This is a genomic window from Candidatus Binatus sp. (assembly GCF_030646925.1).
Lineage (GTDB): Bacteria > Desulfobacterota > Binatia > Binatales > Binataceae > Binatus.
In genome coordinates this window covers 86,005-108,954 of the sequence record NZ_JAUSKL010000029.1, presented here as the reverse complement: position 1 = coordinate 108,954, position 22,950 = coordinate 86,005, and the positions used below count along the sequence as shown (strand labels likewise).

Here is a 22,950-nt window from a genome sequence, read left to right as displayed (position 1 = left end):
CTGATGAAGGTCACATATCCCAACGTGACCGCGTATTTTCAGGCCGCGGATATCGTGAGCCAGGTGCTCAATTTCGGCCTTCCCGCGGCGATCGACGCGCAAATCAACGGCAACGACATGCAGGCCAACTACGATATCGCGCTGCGGCTCAAGGATCGGATGAAGCTGATTCCGGGTATCGCGGACCTCCGAATCGCGGAGCCGCAGGACTATCCCACGTTCAAAGTTGAAGTGGATCGCGACAAGGCGCTGCAACTTGGGATCACGCAGCAGCAGGTGGCGTCGAGTATGCTGTCCACGCTGAGCGGCGCGTCGTTGTTGCAGCCGAATTTCTGGCTCGACCCGAAGACCGGGGTGAATTACAACGTGGTGTCGCAGGCGCCGCAGCATCTGATTGATTCGGTCGCGGCGCTGTCGAATATCCCGCTCAGCACGCCGTCGAAGGATGGCGTGCAGGGGCGCCCGCAACTGCTCGGCAATCTCGCGTCGGTCACGCACGCGTGGAATCCGGCGGTGGTCGCGCATTACTCGGTGCAGCGCGTGATGGACGTCGATGCGGCGGTCGAGGGCCGCGATCTCGGCGGCGTGGCAGCGGCGGTGCAGCACGAGATCGACAATATAGGTCCGCTCCCGAAGGGCACGCACATTGTGATTCGCGGCCAAAGCCAGGCGATGCACGAATCTTTCAAAACGCTCGGCGAGGGACTGATTCTCGCGATCATCCTGGTGTACCTGCTGATGGTCGCGAATTTTCAGTCGTGGCTCGAGCCGTTCATCATCATGATGGCGGTGCCCGGAGCGCTGGCGGGCGTGCTCTGGATGCTCGCGATCACTGGCACGACGATCAATGTCGAATCCTTGATGGGCGCGATCATGGCGATCGGGGTCGGCGTCGCCAACGCGAATCTGCTCGTCACGTTCGCCAACGAACTGCGCGAAGACGGCTACAGTCCGACCGCCGCGGCGATCGAGGCGGGCCGAATCCGCTTTCGCCCGATCATCATGACGGCGCTCGCGATGATCCTCGGGATGCTGCCGATGGCGCTCGCGCTCGGTTCCGGCTCGGAGCAGAACGCGCCGCTCGGGCGCGCGGTAATCGGCGGATTGATCGCGGCCACGATGATGACGCTGTTCGTGGTGCCGGCGGTCTATTCGATCTTCAGCCGCAGCTTGATGGGCAAGCATCAGCGCGACCTCGAGATCGAGGCGATCACGCTGCCGGGCGCCTAAGCTGATATTGTGAACGACGCGACGCGTTAATCCGCGAACTCTATGGCTGAACTGGAAGAAGATCCACGGAACTTTACTGCTCCGCCACCCGGCAAATTTTTCTATGCCGGCTGGATTATCGCGGTGGTGCTGATAATGGTCGCGACCGCCGGCTTGGTGCTCGCGCGCGAACTCTGGATCGGACGGCAAACTTCGGAACTCGAACGCCAGCACGAGGCGGGGCCGCACGTGCTGGTGAAGAATGTCACGCGCTCGCCCGCGACCCGCGAAATCAAGTTGCCGGCGACGATCCGCGGCTTCGACGAGACCGAGGTGTACGCGAAGGTCTCCGGCTACCTGAAGAAGATCAACGTCGATAAGGGCGACCGCGTGCGCAAAGGTCAGGTGATCGCGATCCTCGAATCGCCGGAACTCGATCAGCAGGTCGCCAACGCGCGCGCCAACTACAACCTCGCGCGCATCACCGATCAGCGCAATCAGACGCTGCGCAAGGAAGGAGTCGTCGCGCCGCAGATGGCCGACGAGGCGCACGCGCAGATGCTGCAGGCGAAGGCAATCCTCGAGCAGGATCTCGCGAATCAGGCTTACAAGATAATTACGGCGCCGTTCGACGGAATCATCACTGCACGCAATATCGATCCGGGGCGCCTGGTGCCGGCGAGCACGAGCGGCGCTGGCGGCGGCAATATCGTCACGATCGCGCGCTCCAAACCGGTGCGCGTGCTGACGTCGGCGCCGCAAGCGGTCTCGCCGTTTATCAAGGACGGCGACCAGGCGACGATCACGGTCGCGGAATATCCAGCGCGCAAATTCAGCGGAACGATCACGCGGCATCCCGATGCGCTCTCGCCTGATACGCGCACGATGCTGGTCGAAGTCGATCTGCCGAACGACGATCTCGCGCTCTATCCCGGCATGTACGCGCGCGCGCAATTCACCGTCACGATGGGCGCCGGCGCGCCGATGGTGCCCGACGATGCGCTGGTGTTCCGCGACGGCAAAGTCTTCGTGCCCGTCGTCCGCAACAATCAATTGCATCTCGCCGAAGTGACGCTCGGCTACGACAACGGCCAGATGGTCGAAGTGACCAGCGGTATCAATGAGACGGACAAGGTTGCGGTCAACGTCGGACAGGCGGCGCGCAACGGCGAGCACGTCCAGCCGGTCGAGAGTCCGGTCGTCAAATAATCGTCGGCGCGCAAAAAAGGCTGACTCGTCGCGCGCCCGGAAGGACGGACCTCCCGCGCCCATGCAGCGAAGGAAGTCTTAGCCTGCTGCGAAAGATGATGCACAATCATCATTGTGACAGCCGCATTGGATAGGCGTGTCGATCGCATCGGGCGTGTCGGGAAGCGCTGGTTGATGCTGACCGCGGCGATCGCGATACTCGTGAAACCAGGGGCGGCGGCGCGCGCGGGCGATCCCGCGGCGGTGCAATCGAGTATAGAGGTCGCGCCGAGGGCGATACTCTTCGAGCCGGAAGAAGTCGGCAATCAGATCGATGAGAGCAGGCCAGTCGCGGTGACGTTCACTAGTTCCGCGATCGCGGGCGGTGCTCCGGTCAAATTTTCGGGACCTGTTATCAGCCGAGGATTCGCGATCGTCGCGAACGGATGCAGAGAACCGCTGATGCCGGCTGCGAGCTGCTCGATCACCGTCGCCTTCGCGCCAATCGCGGAGGGCGGGCAGCGCGGAACGCTGCAACTCATCAGCAATGCCGCCAACAGTCCGCATATCGTGAAGCTGCGCGGCAAGGGCGTCGCGGGGCCGCTCACCTTTCAGAAAAAACTCCACTTCGGCGCGTTGAAGGTCGATGGAACGCCGGCCTCGATGAGCCTGAAGGTGACCAACAACACGCGCACCGCGATCAAGTTCTCGAGCGTCGCGGCGTCGCCGCCGTTCAACGTCACCGCCAACACCTGCGAGACGCTCGAGGCGGGCGGCGGCAGTTGCGTGGTGCGCGTCGAGTTCGCGCCGCGCTCGGCGGGCATCTTCAAGGGCACCCTCGAACTGCGCGATACCGCGGCCAAGAGTCCGCAGCATGTGAAACTGGTGGGTGTTGCGAACTAGATTGCGCAGTATCGGGTTCTCGCGTCATTGTGAGGCGCGCGCGGAGGCCGCGATTGGGGCATCCTCGCGCTGAGATGGCGCAAACGATGAGACGACCGCAACTATGAATTGGCTCGACGCCTTTTCGGTCTCCTTGCAAGCCGAAATTGTCGCGCTGGTTTTCGCCGGCGTCACGATCGCGGGACTACTTATCATGCGCCGCCTCGTGCCGTGGGAGACGTTGCGCGAGAACCACGAAGTCGCGGGCTTCACCTTCGGCGTGGTCGGCGCATTCTATGGCGTGGTGCTGGCATTCGTGATCGTGGCGGCGTGGCAGCGCTACGAGAGCGCGAACGAGAGTGCGCAGCAGGAAGCGCTGGCGCTGGCGAACATCTTCTATCTGTCGCGTGGATTTAACGAGCCGATGCGATCCGAAATGCGCTCCGCGGTTCATCAGTACGCGCGGATCGTCGTGAACAACGAATGGGAAGCGATGGCGAAAAACGATTTCGCCGCCGACAGCGCCACTGCCAACCGGCTGTGGGACGATCTGGTCGCCTACAAGCCGGCCGATTCGCGCGAGAGCCTGCTGCTCGACAAGAGCCTCGACCAGATGGCCGATCTGAACAACGCGCGGCGCCTGCGCTACGTCTATTACAGCAATGACCTGCCGTCGGTGGTGTGGATCGTGATCTACGTTGGCAGCGTGATCACGATCGGCTTCAGCTATTTTTTCGGTACCCGGTATTATTATGCTCAGGCATTGATGTGCGGCGCGTTCGCGGCTCTGATCGGACTGACGATCCTGGCGATTTCAGAACTCTCGACGCCGTATCAGGGCGCGGTGCACGTCTCGAGCGACGCGTTTCGCGCGGTGCTGGCTGGAGTAGGATCGCCGGGTTCAACTGAGTCGCAGCCGCGCTAGGCCGTCGCGATTAGGCGCGCAATAAGATCGATCACAGTCGATTCGGCGAGCGAGACTAGACGGTAGAAATGGCAATGCAGGCTGCTCACTTGGATCCGGGCACCGTTCCTCATCCCTCCACGCCGGGACTGCCGCGTCCGCGGCGCTACCTGATCGCGCTGTTCGTGATGCTGATGTCGGCCACGATCTTCGAAGGCTACGACATCACGATTTTCCATCTCTGTACGCCCGATATCGCGCGCACCTTTCATCTGGGCGATCCTGCGATCGGGCTGATCGCGACGATCGTGCGCCTCGGCGGGATGATGTCGTTCTTCGTCGTGATCCTCGCCGATCGTTTCGGCCGCAAACCGATCATCTCCACCACCGTGCTCTGCTACACCGTGCTGACCCTGCTGACGGCGCTGTCCACCGGCGTCGGAACCTTCACCGTCTTTCAGAGCTCGTCGCAGATTTTTCTCGCGGCGGAGTTCGGCGTCGCGGTCACGATGATCAGCGAGGAATTTCCGGAGTTGCAGCGCGGGCGCGCGATCGCGGGCCTGCACATGATTGCGTTTTTGGGCGTCACCGCAGCCGGCCTCGTGTACGGCGCGATGTCGGAGTCGCGCTTCGGCTGGCGCGGGATGTACATGCTGGGGATCGTGCCGCTGGTGCTGATCGCGTTCCTGCGCCGCGGTATCCAGGAAACCGCGCGCTTCAGCGCGCTCGAGCACGCGCGCGCCGCCGAGGGGAAACCGCTGATTCCGTTCTGGACTGCGATTCGCAACTGCCTTAGGCCGTTCGCCGGCGCGTATCGCTCGCGGCTGCTGATCGTCGCGTCGCTCTGGAACAGCATCGGCCTGATCGGCGGTCCCACGATTACTTACTTCAGCCTCTACGCGCGGCGCGATCATCATTGGACCTCCGCGCAGGTCGGCAGCGCGGTGATCGTCGCATACCTGATGGGCACGGTCGGCACTCTGCTGTGCGGATTTTTGATGGATCGCATCGGGCGGAAATTGACCGCGGCGACAGCGTACCTGATTTCGGCGGCCGCGATGTTCTGGCTGTTTCGCAGCGATACCTACTCGGCGATTCTTGCCGCCGAGGTTATCACGATGTTCGCTTACCAGGCGGCGCGCACCGCGACGTCCGCGCTCTCGACCGAGTTGTTCCCGACCGAGATTCGATGCACCGGCTATAGTCTGTGCGCGCAGGTGATCGGGCAAATCTGCTGGATGCTATCGCCGGTGGTCGTGGGACTGCTATCCAAACCGCTCGGCGGACTCGGCCAAGCGGCTTCGATTTTCGCGGTCGGACCGCTGATCGGGGTCGTGGTGCTGGTGCTGTTCGTGCCGGAGACGCGCGGCAAATCGCTCGAGGATCTTTCGCCGTCTTTCTCCGAAGAAGAATAGAATAGCCTTTCAGCACGCCGCCTTCCTCCATCGCCGCTCCATTCCGTCATCCTGAGCGAAGGCTGCCGGAGTCGAAGGATCCGGACACGCCCATCACGATTACGACCTTCTTCGGCTAGCCCTGCACACGCGCAGATAATTCAAATCCGATGCTGATTCTGACTGAGCAGGACCGTGCGGTCGTCTGCTTCCTTGACAGCTTTCAAAGTCAGTCTAAGATACAGTCGTCGTATCCCACTTGCAGGTTTCTGCGGAGGTTCCCCCTATGGCAGGCGCAATTCTCGGTGAAGTGAATGAGCCCAATCGATGGCGGCTCGAATCGCCTGGACATGCGGGATGGAAGCGCACCGGGCGTCCCGGCGATCCCGATAAATACGTGATGATTTCGGCGGACTGCCACGCCAACGAGCCGACCAATCTGTGGGTCGATCGAATTGACGCGAAGTACAAGAGCCGCCTGCCGCGAATCGACATCGACGAGAACGGCGTGAAATGGCAAATCTCCGAGGGCTGGGCCAAATCGCGCCTGCTCGACAGCAATCTCGAAGGCGAAGACAAGGTCCGGTCGCGTGCCGGCGCCGATCCGGAGCAACGAATCAGGGATCTGGCGGCCGACGGCGTCGATGCCGAGATCATTTTTCCGAACAAGGGCCTCACGATGTGGGCGACGACCGACGCGGATTTCGCGCAGGCGCAATGCCGCATCTACAACGATTGGGCGTGGGAAACTTTCGCGAAGTACAATGATCGATTGTCGCCGCTGGCGGCGATCGCGACGGCCGATCTGCCGGGATCGATCAAGGAAATCGAACGCGTCGCCAAGATGGGATTTCGCGGACTGACGCTGCCCTGCAAGCCGATCTTCGGTCCGCACAATCATCGCGATCCGAACTACAACATGCAGATGTTCGATCCGATGTGGGCGATCATCGAGGAAACCGGGATGCCGATCACGTTCCACGTTTCCACCGGGCGCGACCCGCGCGCGGCGCGCAAGGACGGTGGCGCCGTGATCAATTACGTGTCGCATTCGCTGGTGCCGACGATCGAGCCGGTCGCGAATCTCTGCGGCTCGGGCGTGCTCGAGCGTTATCCGGGAATCAAATTTGCGGCGATCGAGTCGGGTATTGGATGGGTCGCGTGGGCGCTCAGCGCGATGGACGAGGCCTATCACAAGCATCATATGTGGGCGCTGCCACGGCTCAAGATGCTGCCGAGCGAATATTTCCGCGCGCACGGCTACGCGTCGTTCCAGGAGGACCCCGTCGGGCTGGATCTCGCCGTGAAATATGATTTGACCGACAATTTCCTGTGGGCGAATGACTATCCGCATCACGAGGGCAGTTGGCCGCATTCGCCCGAAGCGATCGAGCGCCAGATGGCGCATCTGCCCGACGATGCGCGCGCGAAAATTCTCGGACTGAACGCGGGGCGGCTGTTCAAGTTCGACGTCGATGCGTTGACGCAAAGGCATCGCGCCACGCTGAACTGATCGGCGCCTCGTCGGCATCCGCAATTTTACCTCCCGCGTCTGCGGCTTGATCGCGGGCGCGGGAGTTTTTGCATTGAGTGGCACAGGCTTCAGCCTGTGCGAATTCATCTGATACGCTTCGGGCCCACGGAGACTACCGATGATTAGCAGCGACTTCATTCATCACTATGCGAATCTGAAAGGCGTGCGGATCCATTTCGTTACGATGGGGCAGGGCGCTCCGGTCGTCCTGCTTCATGGATGGCCGCAGACTTGGTTCGAATGGCGCCGCGTGATGCCGCTGCTCGCCGACAAGTTCTCGCTGGTCGCGCCGGACTTGCGCGGACTCGGCGATTCGTCGCGCCCAAGCAGCGGCTACGATAAAAAGACGGTCGCCAACGACGTCTGGCAGGTGATGCACGATCATCTCGGGCATGCGCGGTTTGCCGTCGTCGGGCACGATTGGGGCGCGCCGGTCGCGTTTCGCCTCGCCGCCGATCATCCCGCCGAAGTCACGCATCTTGCGATGCTCGATGTTCCCGTGCCCGGCGATCAGCCGGCGGGCGCCGCGATCGGCGGTGCTCCGCGATGGCATCATATGTTTCACCAGGTGCCCGATTTGCCCGAGGCGCTGACGGTCGGCCGCGAGCGAACCTATCTCGAGTGGTTTTTCATGAACGGATGCGATCAGGCGGGCACCTTCAGCGATGACGATGTCGCGGAATACGTGCGGACCTACTCGCAGCCGGGCGCGATGCGCGCTGGATTCAATTTCTATCGCGCGCTCTCTCAGGATGTCGCCGACAATCGCGCGAGGTTCGCCGCCGGATTCAAATTGCCGATGCCGACCCTCGGTATCGGCGGGGGAGGACCGCGCGGCCGTGGCGATCTCGTGGTTGAATCGCTGCGACGGATCGCAAATCGCGCTGAAGGCGGCTCGATCGCCGACTGCGGCCATTTCATCCCGGAAGAAAAGCCCGAAGAACTGGCGCGCCGTTTGCGCGAATTTCTTTCGGCCTGATTCTGCGACTCTTCAAGCGCGGCGGCATCTAATAGACGTTGCGCGTCGTAACGCGCCCGCAGCTTTGGGCTCTCGCATCACGGTACGAGAACGCGCATCAATATTAGTCACGCGAATTTTTTAGATCGCACAAGGAGCAAAGCCGATGCAGATGGGAATGGTTGGTCTTGGCAGAATGGGCGCGAACATGGTCCGGCGGCTGCTGCAGGGCGGCCACCAATGCGTCGTGTATGACGTCAATCCCGCATCGGTTAAAGATCTGGCGAAGGACGGCGCGATTGGCGCGACCTCGCTCGACGATTTTGCGGCGAAGCTCAGCAAGCCGCGCGTCGCGTGGATGATGGTGCCGGCGGCGGTGGTCGAGGACACGCTGGCCGAGTTGTCGAAGCGCTTTCAGACCGGCGACATCATCGTCGATGGCGGCAATTCGTACTACGTCGATGACATCCGGCGCGCCAAGCAACTCAAATCGAAGGGGCTGCACTACGTCGATTCGGGCACCAGCGGCGGCGTGTGGGGACTCGAGCGCGGCTACTGCCAGATGATTGGCGGCGAGCTCGGCGTCGTCAAGCATCTCGATCCGATCTTCGCGACCTTGGCCCCGTCAATCGATTCCGCCCCGCGCATCGCGGGCCGCGAAAAAATCACCGACAGCACCGCCGAGCACGGCTACCTGCATTGCGGGCCGAATGGCGCGGGCCACTTCGTCAAGATGGTGCACAACGGAATCGAGTACGGAATCATGGCGTCGTATGCCGAGGGTCTCAACATCCTGCGCCACGCGAACGTCGGCAAGCAGACGCACGCCGTCGATGCGGAAACGACGCCGCTGCGGGCGCCCGAACTGTATCAATACGATTTCAATCTCCCCGACATCACCGAAGTGTGGCGGCGCGGCAGCGTGATCGCGTCATGGCTGCTCGACCTCACCGCGACGGCGCTGGTCGATGATCCGGAGTTGAAGAAATTCGCCGGGCGCGTCTCCGATTCGGGCGAGGGTCGATGGACGATCGAGGCGGCAATCGATGAAGGCGTGCCGGCCTATGTGCTGAGCGCATCGTTGTATGAACGCTTCAGCTCGCGCGGCGCGGCTGACTTCGGCGACAAATTACTGTCGGCGATGCGCTACGAGTTCGGCGGCCATCTCGAGAAAAAGAGTTAACCGGCAACCGCAGATGCGACCTAAGCTATAGAAGCGAAAACACGGGCGCTCTGTTCGCGCCGAAAGGGGCTATCCGATGGCCGACTCAAAGAAGAGCGCGAGCGCCGCGCACGTGCGCCGCGGCGACGACTGCGTGATGGTGATTTTCGGCGCGACCGGCGATCTCACCAAGCGCCTGCTGATGCCCGCGATCTACAATCTCGCCAGAGCAAAGCTGCTGCCCGAGAAATTCGCGCTGGTCGGCTTTTCGAATATCGAAGAAAGTTCCGACAGCTACCGTGATCAGATCACCGCCGACTTGTCGAAATACGCAACCGCGAAGGTCGATCCGAAGATGTGGGAGCACGTCGCAAAAAGCATCCAATACACATCTGGCGACTTCAAGAATCCGGCCGCGTTTAATCACTTGAAGGAGATGCTTGCGGATATAGACAAGGAATCCGGAACACCCGGCAACTACCTATTCTATCTGGCTACGTCGCCGATCTTTTTCGGCGAAATAGTAAAGCAACTGGCTAATGCCGGACTGACTACCGAACCGAATCATCAATGGCGGCGAGTGATTATTGAGAAACCGTTCGGCCGCGACCTTGAGTCCGCCAAGGCGCTCAATCATGAGATCGGCACTCATCTCGACGAATCGCAAATCTTCCGCATCGATCATTACCTCGGCAAGGAGACCGTTCAGAATCTGATGGTGTTTCGTTTCGGCAACGGCATCTTCGAGCCGATCTGGAACCGGCGCTACATCGAGTTGGTGCAGGTCACCGCGGCCGAGACGGTCGGTGTCGAGTTGCGCGGCGGCTACTACGATACCGCAGGCGCGCTGCGCGACATGGTGCCGAATCACATGCTGACGCTGCTCTCGATGACCGCGATGGAACCGCCGATTTCATTCGATTCGGAGGCCGTGCGCGATGAAAAGGCCAAGGTGATGCACGCGATTCGGCCGCCCAGAAAAGAGGACGTCGCCCGCGACGCGGTGCGCGGCCAGTACGCCGCCGGCAATGTGCTCGGTAAGCCCCGCGCGGCTTATCACGCGGAGCCCAGCGTCGATCCGAATTCCAACACCGAGACTTACGCCGCGGTCCGCCTCTTCATCGACAACTGGCGATGGGCCGACGTGCCGTTCTATCTCCGCACCGGCAAGAGCATGGCGAAGCGGGTCACCGAAATCGCGATCCAGTTTCGCCGCCCGCCATTCCTGATGTTCAAGGATACGTCGGTCGAGTCGATGGTGCCGAACATACTAGTGATTCATGTCGAGCCGGATCAGGGAATCTCACTTCGATTCAGCGCGAAGATACCTGGTCCAGTAGTCAGTCTCGGCAATGTGGATATGAACTTCAAATACTCAGAGTATTTTCGGGCCACCCCGGCAACTGGCTATGAGACTTTGCTTTGGGATTGCATGCTCGGCGACACCACCCTGTTCCAGCGCGCCGACATGGTCGATGCCGGATGGCGCGCGATCGAGCCGGTGCTCGAGGTCTGGGGCGAGCAGAAGGCCACCGACTTTCCGAACTACATGGCTGGTTCGTGGGGTCCGGCCGCTGCCGATGAACTGCTTCATCGCGACGGACATTCCTGGCGCAAGATCGAGTGATCGAAACGCACCAAGTAGCGGGCGAGGTAAAGGAAAATATCCGGGATCCTTCGAAAGCTCTCGATCCTTAAGCGGCTTCGCATCAGCCTGGATCGCTAAACTACAAAAAAATTCAGTCATGAGCTGACTTCGATCACGACGAACGCGGCAATCCGTAAACGCTGCGGATGCTCTCGCCGTGGTCGAATCGCGCCTGAGTCTCTCTCATCGTGCGGATCGCTTCCGGCGTTTGCGCGACTGTCTGGAACAGGCGTTGCTCGTTGTTCAGCGCTTCGGTGAGATTCATTTCGTCGTTGTCGATGAGAATCTGCTTGAGCGTCGAGAGCGCCTTGGCCGGACGAGCGGCGATCGTTGTCGCCCATTCGAGCGCGACTTCGACTGACTTGCCCGCCGGTACAACTTCATTCACGCCGCCGAGTTGATAGATGCGCCGCGCGGTCATCGGCCGCCCGAGCATCACCATCTCGGCCGTCGCGGTGCGGCCGATCAATCGCGCGAGCCGGCAAGTGCCGCCGATTCCCGTCGTCAGCGCGATCTGGATCTCCGGTTGCGCGAACAGCGCCTGCTCCTCCGCGATGCGCATGTCGCAGGCCCATCCGAGCTCAGCGCCGCCGCCCGAGCAATCGCCCGAGACCGCCGCGATCGTCACCACGTGCGTCTTGCCGATTTCGTAGAGCGCGTTGAACCACGCGACGCCTTCCGCGGTGGTCGGCTTGCCCTCGATCGCATCGGCGAGGTCCTTAAGCCACGCGTGCTCGAACCAATGCCCCGGCACGCCCGACGCAAGCACCGTCACGCGCGCGCCCGCCTCGCGCGCCCGCTTTATCGCGGCCGCCAATTCGGCGATTCCGATCCACGAGCCATGATTGTTGATTGCCGGATTGGTCATCGTGACGAGCGCGACGCCGTCGCGCGGCTGTTCGAGTTTGATTATTTCAGGCATGCAATTTCTCCTGCGGTGATAGGGCTGAAACAAGTGCGACGAAGCAGTCCTCAGTCTAGATCGTACGTCGTCCAGGGCGAAATGATTCGGCGCCCCGACCCGGATCGTTCAGCACGCAAGCCGTAGCTACCCCGCGCTGATTGATCTCGCCGGCATGAAGGATTCGTTCGGCAACATACCGCGAATCGTGACGCACGTCGTTCAAACCCCAGCGCGCGGTATCGCAGCGAGTTTTCCTGACGGCGATCGGGATGCCATTATCGGGCGACTGCGATTTGTCCGGATCGAATCGTGGATGCGAGCGAACCTCAGGAGGGATTGTGTCTTCACGGCTGTGTTCTCGAATGAAGTTGCCTGCGATCGCGGCGAGCATCGCGCTGATCACTTTGCTTTTCGGCTCGGCGCTCGCGGCCGGCGACAATCGCATCAACGTGGTCGTCGCATGCCAGTGCGCCGACGAAGTCGGCCAGGATCTTTGCAAAGCGATCCGCACCGAGGTCGCGGCCTCGCCGGCCTACCGGTTGCAGGACTCGACGAAACAGTACGGCCTCGGGCTGCATCTCTCGTGCACCGACGCGTGGAAGGGAATCAACGCCGAGCTCACCGGCCATATGTCGGCAGTCGCGATCACATTCACAATCTATTCGCAAGATTTGCCAGGCGAGGTGTACGAAGACTCGTCGGTGTTTCGCGTCGGCAAGGATGCGGTTGGCGACGTGTCCGGCAAAATCACCGAAGCGATCGGACAGCTTGTCAAGGTGAACGCCAAATTCTTCGAGCACGAACGCAGCGTGACGGCCGCAGCGCCGGCCAAGCCGCCGACCGCAAAGCCGTCCGCCGTTCCGACGATGCACGAACTGACGACGATACCTCCCTGATTCGCGAGCGCCGCCAATCGATGCCGTGCGCTCATTTCGACCCGCCGATTTCTTCGACGAGCGCCTCGGTTCGTGGTAAACCCTCGATCGACGAGTTGACTTGTACGGCCCAATTTGCGGTGGCCGACACGCCAGGAGGTTTCATTGCAAATGGATTGTCCATACGACCGCGCTAGCGAGGATCTCGGCAATATCGTCGCGCTCGAACACGTCAACGTGACGGTGCCCGATCAGCAACTCGCGACGCTCTTCTATGTGATCGGGCTGGGGCTGACCCGCGACCCCTACCTGATGAACAGCATCACCAACATGTGGGTGAATATCGGGCGCAACCAGTTTCATCTGCCGACGAACAAGCCGCAGGTGGTGCGCGGGCACGTCGGAATCGTGGTGCCGGATCGAGCGGCGCTGCTCACGCGATTGACGCGGCTGCGCAAGCGCCTCGATGGCACCAGCTACGGTTTCTTCGAGCACGAGGAATTCGTCGAGGCGGTCTGCCCGTGGGGCAATCGCATCCGATGCTACGAGCCATCGGAGCACTTCAAGCCGATTAGTCTGGGTATCGCGTATGTCGAATTCGACGTTCCGATCGGAGCGGCGGAAGGAATTTCGCATTTCTATCGGCGCGTGATGGCGGCCCCGTCCGACGTCGTTCAGGCGGCCGCCGGCGCCTATGCGCGGGTTACCGTCGGTATCGGTCAACGTTTCATCTTTCGTGAAACCGATCGCGAGATTCCGCCTTACGACGGGCATCACGTGCAGGTTTATGTCGCCGATTTTTCGGGGCCGCATCGCCAGCTTCAGGAAAAGGAGCTGGTGTTCGAGGAGAGCGACCAGCATCAGTACCGCTTCCGCGACATCGTCGAGCCCGAGAGCGGAGCGCTGCTCTTCAAGATCGAGCACGAGGTGCGCAGCATGAAGCATCCGCTGTACATGCGGCCGCTAGTGAATCGCAATCCCGCGCAGAGCAACATGAACTATATGCCCGGTCACGACGCGTGGGTTTGAACGCTCGGCGCGAGGAGTGCGGCGATGAATCAGCTTAATACCGAGCGCGAGCAACGCTTTATCGATCTCGCCGCTGGACTGGCTGACGATTTTGCCAAGCGCGCAGCACTGCACGACGAAGAGGCGTCGTTCCCGTTCGAGAACTACGCGCGGCTCCGCGAGAGTGGCTACACCGTCCTGACGGTGCCCGAGAAATTCGGTGGCCTCGGCGCGACTCTGCTCGAGCGGATCAAGGCGCAAGAGCGGCTGGCCGAAGGATGCGGTGCCACGGCGCTCGCGATCAACATGCATTTCAACGTGCTGGGACTGCTGATCGATCTGCATCGCAAGTTCAAGGCGCCCAACGTCGAGGCGATGCTGCAGCGAATCGGCGGCGAGCGGCTCATCTGCGGCGGATCCGGATCGGAGCCCGACAACGCGGTGATCAATTTGCGTCCGCGCACCACGGCCAGCCGCGTCGAAGGCGGCTTCCTTGTCAATGGCAGGAAAATTTTCGGCACGCAGAGTATCGCGCTGGACTTGTTCTTCGCCGAGGCGGCGTGGGAGGACGCGCCGCAAGGCATCACGATCATCACGTTCTTCATCCCGCCGCGCGAAACGCCGGGGCTGACGTTCAAGGATGACTGGAACGTGATGGGGATGCGGGCGACGGCGTCGCGCAGCTCTGAGCTCAAGGACGCGTTCGTGCCGGATTCCGCGGTCGCGCTGCAACGGCCAATGTCGGGCAGCGGCCGGGTGACCAAGGTGTTCGCCAAGGCGCCGTTCACGATCGGCGCGCCGTATATCGGGATCGCAGTCGCGGCGCGCAACTTCGTCGTCGAGTTCATGCGCGATCGTCCGCGCTTCCCGCTCAAATTTCCGATGAGCCACCTGCCGGGCGTCTATAATAAGGTTGGCGAGATGGACATGCTGATCGAAGGCGCGCGCGCGGTGATGTGGAAAGCCGCCGCCGAAGTGGATAGCGATCATCCGCAAAGCTGGTCGCGCAAAGCGGTGGCGGCGCGCATGATCGCGATCGAAAATTCGGTGCGTGTCGTCGATCTCGCGCTGCGCGCGGTCGGCGGCTCATCGTATTTCAAGCGACTACCGCTCGAGCGATTCTTCCGCGATGTGCGCGCGGGTCTTTATCATCCATTCGATAGCGACGAGTCGCTCGAATTTCTCGGCAAGAGTGCGTTCGGGATCCCATTGGTCGAGGGCCTCAAGCCCGACTGATGCTGCCGAACGCCGGATAGACCAGAAACGCGATATGGTCACTCGAAGTTCGCGATCAGCTTGCCGATCCCCTTACACTTTGAGATAAGAAATCTAACAGTGTGCTATTAGATTCGGGGTTAGGTGCATCTTCACGTTTTCGAACGTCTGGGAAGCAATTGATCGGCAGGCCGCGCTACTTCCCGACAACTGAGGAAAAATTATGGAATACGATCTGATCATTCGAGACGGAACGGTCATCGATGGTTCGGGTCAGCCGCGATTTCGCGCCGACGTCGGCGTCGCGGATGGCAAGATAGCGACTATCGGCAAAGTTAGCGGCAGCGCGAAGGAAACCATCGACGCCGAAGGGCACGTGGTGACGCCGGGTTTTATCGACGCGCACACCCACATGGATGCCCAGGTGTTCTGGGATCCGTTCGGAACTTGCTCGTGCTGGCACGGCGTCACGTCGGTGGTGATGGGCAACTGCGGGTTCTCGCTCGCGCCGTGCGCCGAAAAGGACAAGCTGCTCGTGATGCGCAATCTCGAGCGCGCCGAGGACATTTCGCCCGAAGCGATGGAAGCCGGCATCAAGTGGTCGTGGGAGACCTTCCCGCAGTACCTGGACTCGGTTGATCGATTGCCCAAGGGAATCAACTACGCGGCTTACATGGGGCATTCGGCGCTGCGTACCTACGTGATGGGCGAGCGCGCGTTCACCGACGAAGCGACCGAGCACGATCTCCAGCGGATGAAGCACGAAGTGCGCGAGGCAATCCGCGCCGGCGCGATCGGCTTCACCACGTCGCGCACGCGCAATCATCAGACGCCGGACGGCAACCCGGTCGCGAGCCGCCTCGCCAATTGGGACGAGGTGCGCGAACTCGTTTCCGCGATGGGCGAGATGAAGGCGGGCATCTTCGAGATCGCGGGCGAAGACACCGGCATGGATCCGGAGCGAATCCAGGATTACCTGAATCGCCTGAAGGCGCTCGCGGTGGACTGCAAGGTGCCCGTGACCTACGGGATGTTCAGTTCGCGGCGCGTGCCCGACTACTGGCGTCCATTCTTCAGCCTCGCCGATGAAACCGAAGCCGCCGGCGGCCGGATGTTCATCCAGGTGCACAGCCGCTCGCTGAACCTTGTGCTCTCGTTCGAAACCGCGATGCCGTTCGATCGGCTGCCGGTGTGGCGCGACATCCGCAAACTGCCTCTCGCAGAGCAGGAAGCTGCGCTGCGCAATCCGGAAATGCGCCGCAAACTGGTCGAGGCGGTGCACTCGGAACCGCGCAACCGCAATGAGGCGATCGGCGCCGAGCCTCGCGGCGTCAATTTCAAGTGGCTGTTCGTGATGGACAAGGCGAGCCCGCCGCATCGTTCGGTCGCGGAGATCGCGGACGAGCAGCACAAGGATCCGGTGGACGTCGTGATCGATCTCGCGCTCGCGAAGCACATGAAGCAGTTCTTCCTGCAGCCGCTCGCCAACGAGAATCAGGATCACGTGCTCGAGATGATGAAACATTCGAAGTCCGTCGTGACCTTCTCGGACTCGGGCGCGCACGTTTCGCAAATCATGGATTCGTCGCTGCAGACACACGTGCTCAGCTACTGGGTTCGCGAGAAGCAGGCGCTCACACTCGAACAGGCAGTCAGGATGCTGACGCTCGTGCCCGCGACTCAATGGGGCTTGAAAGGCCGCGGACTGCTGCGCGAGGGCAACGCCGCTGACGTCATCGTGTTCAATCCGGACACTGTCGCGGCGACGCTGCCGCAGGTCGATCACGATCTGCCCGCCGGTGCGCGGCGCCTAAAGCAGAAGGCGAACGGATTTCTCGCGAGCGTCGTCAACGGACAAGTGGTGCTGCGCAACAACGAGCACACCGGTGCGCTCCCCGGCCAGTTGCTTCGAGGACCCTTGGCGTCGAAGTAGAGCAGAGTAAAATTGCGCTCGAGCAACCGGCCTCTCGGATTAAATTCGGGAGGCCGGTTTTCTTTTTGGGTGACTAGCGGGAACTGTTTCTGGCGGATAACGGTCGGATGATGGAAGTTGTCGCCGGCATCGACGTAGGCGGAACCAACACCGATGCAGTGCTGGTCAGCGAGGGCCGCGTCGTCGCGTGGGCGAAAGTACCGACGACGCCGGACATTCGCGGCGGCATCGTCGACGCCCTCGACAAAGTTGCAGGCACGCATCGCATCAAGCGCGTGCATATCGGCACGACTGCGTTTACCAACGCGCTGGTCGAGCGGCGCGAACTCGCGCCGGCTGCGGCGATCCGCGTCGGCAAGCCGGTTTCCGAATCGCTGCCGCCGATGAGCGACTGGCCCGACGACCTGCGTAGCGTCGCGCGCAATCCGATCTTCTTCGTGAACGGCGGCCGCGAGTTCGACGGCCGCGCGATCGGCGCGCTCGACCGCGAAGAGATCGCCGAAGTCGCGCGAAACGTCGCCTCGAGCAACATCAGCCAGGTCGCGGTGACTTCGGTTTTCGGCACGTCTTATCCAGAAGATGAAATTCGAATCGCTGAATGGATCCGCGAGGCGAACCCGGAGCTCGAAGTTTCGCTCGCGCATCGAATCGGCCGCTTCGGAATTCTCGAACGCGAGAATGCGACGCTGCTCAACGCGATGCTCCGACCGCTGGCCGCGCGCACGATTGCGGCTTATCGCGAGGCGGTGCCGGCGAACTTGCTCATCAGCCAGAACGACGGGACTGTGCTGCGCAGCACCAGCGCGGCCGAGCTGCCGATTTTCACGGTCGCGTCGGGACCGACCAACAGTTTGCGCGGCGCCGCGATTCTCGGCGCGCTCGCCGACGCGATCGTGTTCGATGTCGGCGGCACCACGACTGACGCCGGCGTGTTGCGCGGGTCCTATCCGCAACCAGCCGGGCTCGATCTCAGCATCGCGGGCGTGCGCACCAATTTCCGGATGCCGGATCTGTGCTCGATCGGCATCGGCGGCGGCAGCCTGATCGATGCATCTACTGGAGCGGTCGGCCCCAAGAGTGTCGGCTATCGTCTGACCGAAGAAGCGCTGGCTTTCGGCGGCTCGACGCTCACCTTGACCGACATTGCGCTCGCAGCGGGACGAATCGAAATCGGCGATCGCTCACGCGTGAAGCATCTGGATTCCGAACTGATTACGCGCGTCGATTCGCATCTGCGAACTCGGCTCGCTCGTCTGCTCGAGAATTACGAACGCATCGGACAACAGCTCCCAATCATTTTGGTCGGCGGTGGCGCGTCGCTAATCGAGGATCTGCTGCGCGAACTCGGCCGCGTGGTGATGAGGCCACCGCACGCCAGCGTCGCCAACGCTTACGGTGCCGCGATGGCGCAAGTCGGCGGCGAAGCGGACATGACGTTCGCGAGCGCGGGCATCTCGCGCGCCGAAGCGCTTAGCCAGGTCGAAAAGGAGGCGCATCGGCGTGCGCGCGAAGCCGGCGCATCGGCAGGATCCATCGTGACGGTCGAGTTGGAAGAAGCCGCGCTCTCGTATCTGGCCGGCGACGCACTCCGTGTGCGCGCCCGCGCGATTGGCGATATCGAGGAGTCGAGCCGATGAGTTTCGAAATTCTCCGATCGGATATTTCGGCGCTCGCGCTGGGCTCCGCCGTGCTCGGATGCGGCGGCGGCGGTAATTCCTACTACGGGCAACTGGTCGCGAGTCGCGCGCTCGCCGCCGATTCGTCGGTGCGGGTGATCGATATCGAGGAAATGGATGCGCGAGCGTTCGCGCTCACTTCGGCCGCAGTCGGCGCGCCGCTTATCTGTCTGGAGAAGCCGCCCAGCATGAGCGCGTTGCGGGTCGGCGTCGATTCGGCGAAGGCGCTTCTGCATGGATCGGTTGGCGCATTTTTCGCCGCCGAGATCGGCGGTCTGCAATGCATGTTTCCGCTGATGCTCGCCGCCGAGACCGGACTGCCGCTGCTCGACGGCGACGGGATGGGACGCGCATTTCCCGAACTCCAGATGTCCACGTTTGCGATTTACGGCACCACGCCCGGTCTTCCGACGGTGCTTAGCAGCGACCGTGGTCTCTTGTTCGACAATGTTTCCGCGATGCTGAAATATGCGCCGCCGCCCGCCGACTCCCGCGACTCCGGTGATGTCAGATTCGAGCGCGCAGTGCGCAAAATCTGCGCCGACGATGGTGGACTGATCTATCTTACTGCGGCGTTCGATCAGCCGTCTCTATCGCGCACGATAGTTCGCGGCTCGATTCATCTGGCGTTGAAAATTGGCCGCGCAGTCGAATCCGCGCGCAGCGCCAATACCGATCCCATCGCGGCATTGATCGATGCGGGATGCGGCAAGCGCTTTATCGGCGGCAAGATCGTCGATGTCGAGCGGCACTTCCGCGGCGGTCACGATTGGGGCGAAGTGCGGCTCGAAGGTATCGACGATTCTCGCGCGCGAAGTTCCAGTCGAGACCGCGGGCGCGTCGCCAGAATCTCCTTCAAGAATGAATATCTGATTCTCTGGCTCGACGGCGAAGTCGTCCTGACCGTGCCCGATCTGATCACGCTTGCCGAAACTGAAACCGGAACGCCGGTGAGCACCGAAATTTTGCGGCCGGGACTCCGCGTCACCGTGGTAGGGCTGCCCTGCTCACCGCTGCTGCGATCGCCGGCAGCGCTACGCGCCGTTGGGCCGCGCGCATTTGGCTACGATCTCGAATACGTCTCGATTGATCGAATCGACTAGGGGCTCAAGTTGATTCGTTCGCGGTCTGCGCCTTCCGCTGATGGCTCGATTGGGTGCGCCGACCATACTTCGAACAGGCTGTAGCCGACCGCGAGCAGCGTGGGCCCCAGGAACAAGCCGATCAATCCGAAGGCCATCGCGCCGCCGATCACGCCGAAAATTACGAGGATCAAAGGCGTCGTTCCACCGCCGCGGCTGATCAGGAACGGCCGCACAAAGTTATCCATCGTGCCGACGATCACGCCCCACACCATGATGAAGATGGCCCATCCCGATGAACCTTGCCGATACAGCCAGAACGCGGCCGGCGCCGCGACCACCGCCGGACCGCCAGGAATCGTTGCGACGATGAAGGTGATGAAACCCAGCAGCGTCGCGCCCGGCACGCGCGCGATCATGAAGCCGATTGCCGCCAGCACGCCTTGAAAAAGAGCGGTGCCGAGCACGCCATACACCACCGCGCGCGTAGTTTCCGCCGCGACGCCGAGCAGCCGAACTCCTTGCTCGCCGCCGATTCGATCGACGACGGCACGCAACCGTTCGGCGCCGGCCTCGCCATCGCGGTAGAAAATGAACACGAGCAACAAGCTGAGGATTATCTGGAAAATCCCGCCGCCCAGCGCGCGGCCCCCGCCGAGCACGATCTTCTGTGCGGCCGGCAGTAACTTCGCCATCTCGGCCAGGCGCGCCGAACTGCTTTCGGTGAGCAAAGTCCAGTACGACGCCAGGCGCTCACCGACCAGCGGAATCGACGACACCCATTCCGGCGGCGCGGGCGGGCCTTGATGAATCAACCGCTGCGACGCGGCGATTATTTCGGACAAGCTACTGGAAAGTTTCGCCACCAGGATTGCAACTGGCGCGACAATGATCGCTGACAGCAGCAGCATCGCGATCAATGCCGACAGCGTGCGCCGCTCGCCGGTCAGTCCTTTGAGCTTCGCGAACAGCGGCCACGTGGTGTAACAAAGGATCGCGGCCCACAACGCAGCGGAAATGAACGGACTGAGAATAAGCAGGCAGCCGAGCGCGAGCATCGCGAGCGCGGCTATCCCGATCGAATTTTCTATGCGGCCGCGCGTCTCTTCGCCATTGTTCATTCGTAGTGACCGTTCAATTCGGCTGGTCGGCTAAATTTGCAATACCTGCGATACTCTAGCCATCCTGCCATCTACTCTCTATTCTTACTCGACGAAACCAGTGCGATTGCGATCGACAAGCGTATGACAGATCGAATGTCACGCGGGCTAACGTGTCATGCTCCAGGGGAGGGAAGGAAATCATGAAATCGAGACTGCTCAACGGAATGTACGTGCTGATTGCGCTCGCGGCCGCGGGATGCGCCGGCGCGCAGGTTACCCAGGAAACCGCCTCAACGCCGATGACGGCTTCGCGACCGACAGCCATTTACATCTATCCGTTCGCGGTCGCTCCGGAAGACGTAAAACTTAACTCCGGAATCGTCGCATCGACGTATCGCAACTGGTCGGGTGGTGACCAGAATGCCGAACAGTTGAAAATCGCGAAAGACACCGCGCACAACGTATGCGTATCGGTCGCCGCGACGCTCTCACAGAAGGGCTTTAACGCGGTATGCCAGGAGCGCGGAATACCCGTCACCGCCAGCAATGTAGTGATCGTCGATGGTGAGTTCACCGACATCAGCGAAGGCAACCGCTTGCGCCGGATGGTGATCGGTCTCGGCGTCGGCGCGTCTGTGCTCGATACTACGGTGCAGTTGCATCAGCACAATGGCGGCGGCACGCGACAAATACTCGAGTTCACCACTCATGCCGATAGCGGCAAGATGCCCGGCGCCGGAATCACCGGACCGGCAGGCGCGGCTGCCGGCGGCGCCACCGCAGTGGCGAGCATCGGACTGAATGTCGCGGCCGGCGGCGTAAAGAGTGTCACGTCTTCTACTGGGTATCTGGCTGACAAGACCTCGACTCAGATCGTCGATCAGATCGGCAAGTACTATCAGAATCAAGGTTGGGGCGCCTGAACTTTCGATGGCGGCGCAGGCGTCGATCTATCTAATCGGCGCCTGCGTCTAGTCGGCGAGGCGGCAAAGCTCGCCGCGATAATTTGCGGGGATGCGACTCGATGGCGATCGTAGCGGGCCGCTGGATTCCCCAGAGCGCGACTGCGGACGCCAGGGTTTTATTGACGACGCGATCGTTGCGCGGGTTCGCCGATGGCGCAGTCAGCGTCCTCCTGCCGAGCTATCTGATCGCGATCGGATTCAGCGCCGCGCAGGTCGGCGCGATCGTCTTCTCGACGTTGCTCGGCTCGGCGGCGCTGACGCTCGCCGTCGGATTGCTGAGTCATCGCGTCGGGCGCAAGCGATTGCTCCTCGGCACGTGCATCCTGATGTGCGCGACGGGGATCGGCTTCGCCGCGTCGCGAAATTTCTGGGCATTGTTCTTTATCGCGGTGGCCGGCACCTTGAATCCGTCAGCCGGCGACGTGAGCATCTTCCTCCCGATCGAGCAAGCCGCGCTTACTGAAACCGTCGAGGCGCGCGACTTTACCGTGATATTCGCGCTGTACAACGTCGGCGGATCGTTCGCGGGAGCATTGGGCGCCCTGGCCAGCGGACTTCCGCTGACGCTCGCATCTCGATTCGGCTGGACGACCGTCGAGGCGCAGCGTTCAGGATTTTTCGCCTACTCTGCGATCGCGATCCTAGCCGCGCTCTTATACTTGTCACTGTCGGCGGCCGTCGAAGCTGATCCGATGCCCGCCAGCGCGCGACCGCTCGCGAAATCCAGAACAGTCGTCTTGAAGCTTTCGGCGCTGTTCAGCATCGACGCGTTCGGCGGCGGCTTCGTCGTTCAATCGCTGCTGGCGCTCTGGCTGTTTCGACGATTCGGCCTGTCGGTGCAGGCGGCGGGAACCTTCTTTTTTGCGACTGGATTGCTCGGCGCGATGTCGCAATTTTTATCGTCGTCGCTCGCCGCGCGGATCGGACGAATCAACACGATGGTCTTTACGCACGTGCCCGCGAATTTATTTTTGATGCTGGCCGCACTGATGCCGACTGCACCGCTTGCGCTCGGATGCCTGCTGCTGCGCGCCTCGATGTCCTCGATGGATGTGCCCGCGCGGCAATCCTACGTGATGGCGGTGGTGCCGCCGGAAGAGCGCGCCGCCGCCGCGAGCGTCACCAACGTCCCGCGCAGCCTCGCCTCGGCGTTCGCGCCGTTGCCGTCGGGCCTGCTGCTCGATTACTCGCTATTCGGTTGGCCACTCCTGATCGGCGGCGGATTGAAAGTGCTGTACGACGTGCTGCTGCTGATGCAATTCCGCGCGGTTCGGCCGTCGGACGAGCAGTCCTCGTTAGCGAGCGATTGA

19 protein-coding genes are annotated in these 22,950 nt (G+C 61.8%); 17 read left to right on the top strand and 2 right to left on the bottom strand.

The window, feature by feature from the left end; translation table 11 throughout:
* From Q7S58_RS04495 to zwf, 9 genes are all read left to right on the top strand, one after another.
* Nucleotides 1–1,230 (top strand): efflux RND transporter permease subunit (locus Q7S58_RS04495; RefSeq protein ID WP_304821267.1); only part of this gene is annotated, 1,230 nt, incomplete at its 5' end.
* A 42-nt stretch (nt 1,231–1,272) separates the two neighbouring features.
* A complete protein-coding gene (locus Q7S58_RS04490) occupies nt 1,273–2,418 on the top strand; it encodes an efflux RND transporter periplasmic adaptor subunit (protein ID WP_304821265.1) in 1,146 nt (381 codons plus the stop codon).
* Nucleotides 2,419–2,592: 174 nt separating this feature from the next.
* A complete protein-coding gene (locus tag Q7S58_RS04485) occupies nt 2,593–3,300 on the top strand; it encodes a choice-of-anchor D domain-containing protein (protein ID WP_304821263.1) in 708 nt (235 codons plus the stop codon).
* Between the two features lie 103 nt (nt 3,301–3,403).
* The gene (locus Q7S58_RS04480) at nt 3,404–4,204 is read left to right on the top strand and encodes a DUF4239 domain-containing protein (protein WP_304821261.1); all 801 of its coding nucleotides are present in this window, start codon (nt 3,404–3,406) and stop codon (nt 4,202–4,204) included.
* Nucleotides 4,205–4,272: 68 nt separating this feature from the next.
* A complete protein-coding gene (locus tag Q7S58_RS04475) occupies nt 4,273–5,598 on the top strand; it encodes an MFS transporter (protein ID WP_304821259.1) in 1,326 nt (441 codons plus the stop codon).
* A gap of 265 nt (nt 5,599–5,863) precedes the next feature.
* On the top strand, nt 5,864–7,090 hold the full coding sequence (locus Q7S58_RS04470; protein WP_304821257.1) for an amidohydrolase family protein: 1,227 nt from the start codon (nt 5,864–5,866) through the stop codon (nt 7,088–7,090).
* 139 nt (nt 7,091–7,229) lie between these two features.
* The gene (locus Q7S58_RS04465; RefSeq protein ID WP_304821255.1) at nt 7,230–8,090 is read left to right on the top strand and encodes an alpha/beta fold hydrolase; all 861 of its coding nucleotides are present in this window, start codon (nt 7,230–7,232) and stop codon (nt 8,088–8,090) included.
* Between the two features lie 145 nt (nt 8,091–8,235).
* The gene (gnd, locus tag Q7S58_RS04460) at nt 8,236–9,252 is read left to right on the top strand and encodes a phosphogluconate dehydrogenase (NAD(+)-dependent, decarboxylating) (protein ID WP_304821253.1); all 1,017 of its coding nucleotides are present in this window, start codon (nt 8,236–8,238) and stop codon (nt 9,250–9,252) included.
* Nucleotides 9,253–9,328: 76 nt separating this feature from the next.
* Nucleotides 9,329–10,858 carry a glucose-6-phosphate dehydrogenase gene (gene zwf, locus Q7S58_RS04455; RefSeq protein ID WP_304821251.1) on the top strand — a complete coding sequence of 510 codons (1,530 nt, stop codon included), beginning with the start codon at nt 9,329–9,331 and terminating at the stop codon, nt 10,856–10,858.
* A gap of 133 nt (nt 10,859–10,991) precedes the next feature.
* Here zwf and Q7S58_RS04450 read toward each other — a convergent pair whose 3' ends face one another.
* Entirely contained in the window at nt 10,992–11,801 is an 810-nt protein-coding gene (locus tag Q7S58_RS04450; RefSeq protein ID WP_304821249.1) for an enoyl-CoA hydratase/isomerase family protein, read from the bottom strand.
* A gap of 344 nt (nt 11,802–12,145) precedes the next feature.
* Here Q7S58_RS04450 and Q7S58_RS04445 point away from each other — a divergent pair, with 344 nt between their 5' ends.
* The 6 genes from Q7S58_RS04445 to Q7S58_RS04420 all read left to right on the top strand — a co-directional run bounded on the left by Q7S58_RS04445 (nt 12,146) and on the right by Q7S58_RS04420 (nt 19,593).
* Nucleotides 12,146–12,679: a hypothetical protein gene (locus Q7S58_RS04445; protein WP_304821247.1), complete on the top strand. Its 534-nt coding sequence runs from the start codon at nt 12,146–12,148 to the stop codon at nt 12,677–12,679.
* Between the two features lie 150 nt (nt 12,680–12,829).
* Nucleotides 12,830–13,687 (top strand): VOC family protein, encoded by an 858-nt coding sequence (locus Q7S58_RS04440; protein ID WP_304821245.1) that lies wholly within the window; start codon nt 12,830–12,832, stop codon nt 13,685–13,687.
* Between the two features lie 24 nt (nt 13,688–13,711).
* Entirely contained in the window at nt 13,712–14,902 is a 1,191-nt protein-coding gene (locus tag Q7S58_RS04435) for an acyl-CoA dehydrogenase family protein (RefSeq protein ID WP_304821243.1), read from the top strand.
* A 202-nt stretch (nt 14,903–15,104) separates the two neighbouring features.
* Nucleotides 15,105–16,814 (top strand): amidohydrolase family protein, encoded by a 1,710-nt coding sequence (locus Q7S58_RS04430; RefSeq protein WP_304821241.1) that lies wholly within the window; start codon nt 15,105–15,107, stop codon nt 16,812–16,814.
* Nucleotides 16,815–16,921: 107 nt separating this feature from the next.
* A complete protein-coding gene (locus Q7S58_RS04425; RefSeq protein WP_304821239.1) occupies nt 16,922–18,451 on the top strand; it encodes a hydantoinase/oxoprolinase family protein in 1,530 nt (509 codons plus the stop codon).
* Nucleotides 18,448–19,593, top strand: coding sequence for a DUF917 domain-containing protein (locus Q7S58_RS04420; RefSeq protein WP_304821237.1), 1,146 nt, complete (start codon nt 18,448–18,450; stop codon nt 19,591–19,593). The genes Q7S58_RS04425 and Q7S58_RS04420 overlap by 4 nt, the downstream gene beginning before the upstream one ends.
* Here the strand turns inward: Q7S58_RS04420 and Q7S58_RS04415 are convergent.
* Nucleotides 19,590–20,693 carry an AI-2E family transporter gene (locus Q7S58_RS04415; protein WP_304821235.1) on the bottom strand — a complete coding sequence of 368 codons (1,104 nt, stop codon included), beginning with the start codon at nt 20,691–20,693 and terminating at the stop codon, nt 19,590–19,592. The two genes, Q7S58_RS04420 and Q7S58_RS04415, sit on opposite strands and share 4 nt — an antisense overlap.
* A 182-nt stretch (nt 20,694–20,875) precedes the next feature.
* On the opposite strand from Q7S58_RS04415, the gene Q7S58_RS04410 reads away from it, so the two are divergent.
* Both Q7S58_RS04410 and Q7S58_RS04405 read left to right on the top strand, forming a co-directional pair.
* A complete protein-coding gene (locus Q7S58_RS04410; protein WP_304821233.1) occupies nt 20,876–21,598 on the top strand; it encodes a DUF4410 domain-containing protein in 723 nt (240 codons plus the stop codon).
* A gap of 101 nt (nt 21,599–21,699) precedes the next feature.
* The gene (locus Q7S58_RS04405; RefSeq protein WP_304821231.1) at nt 21,700–22,950 is read left to right on the top strand and encodes an MFS transporter; all 1,251 of its coding nucleotides are present in this window, start codon (nt 21,700–21,702) and stop codon (nt 22,948–22,950) included.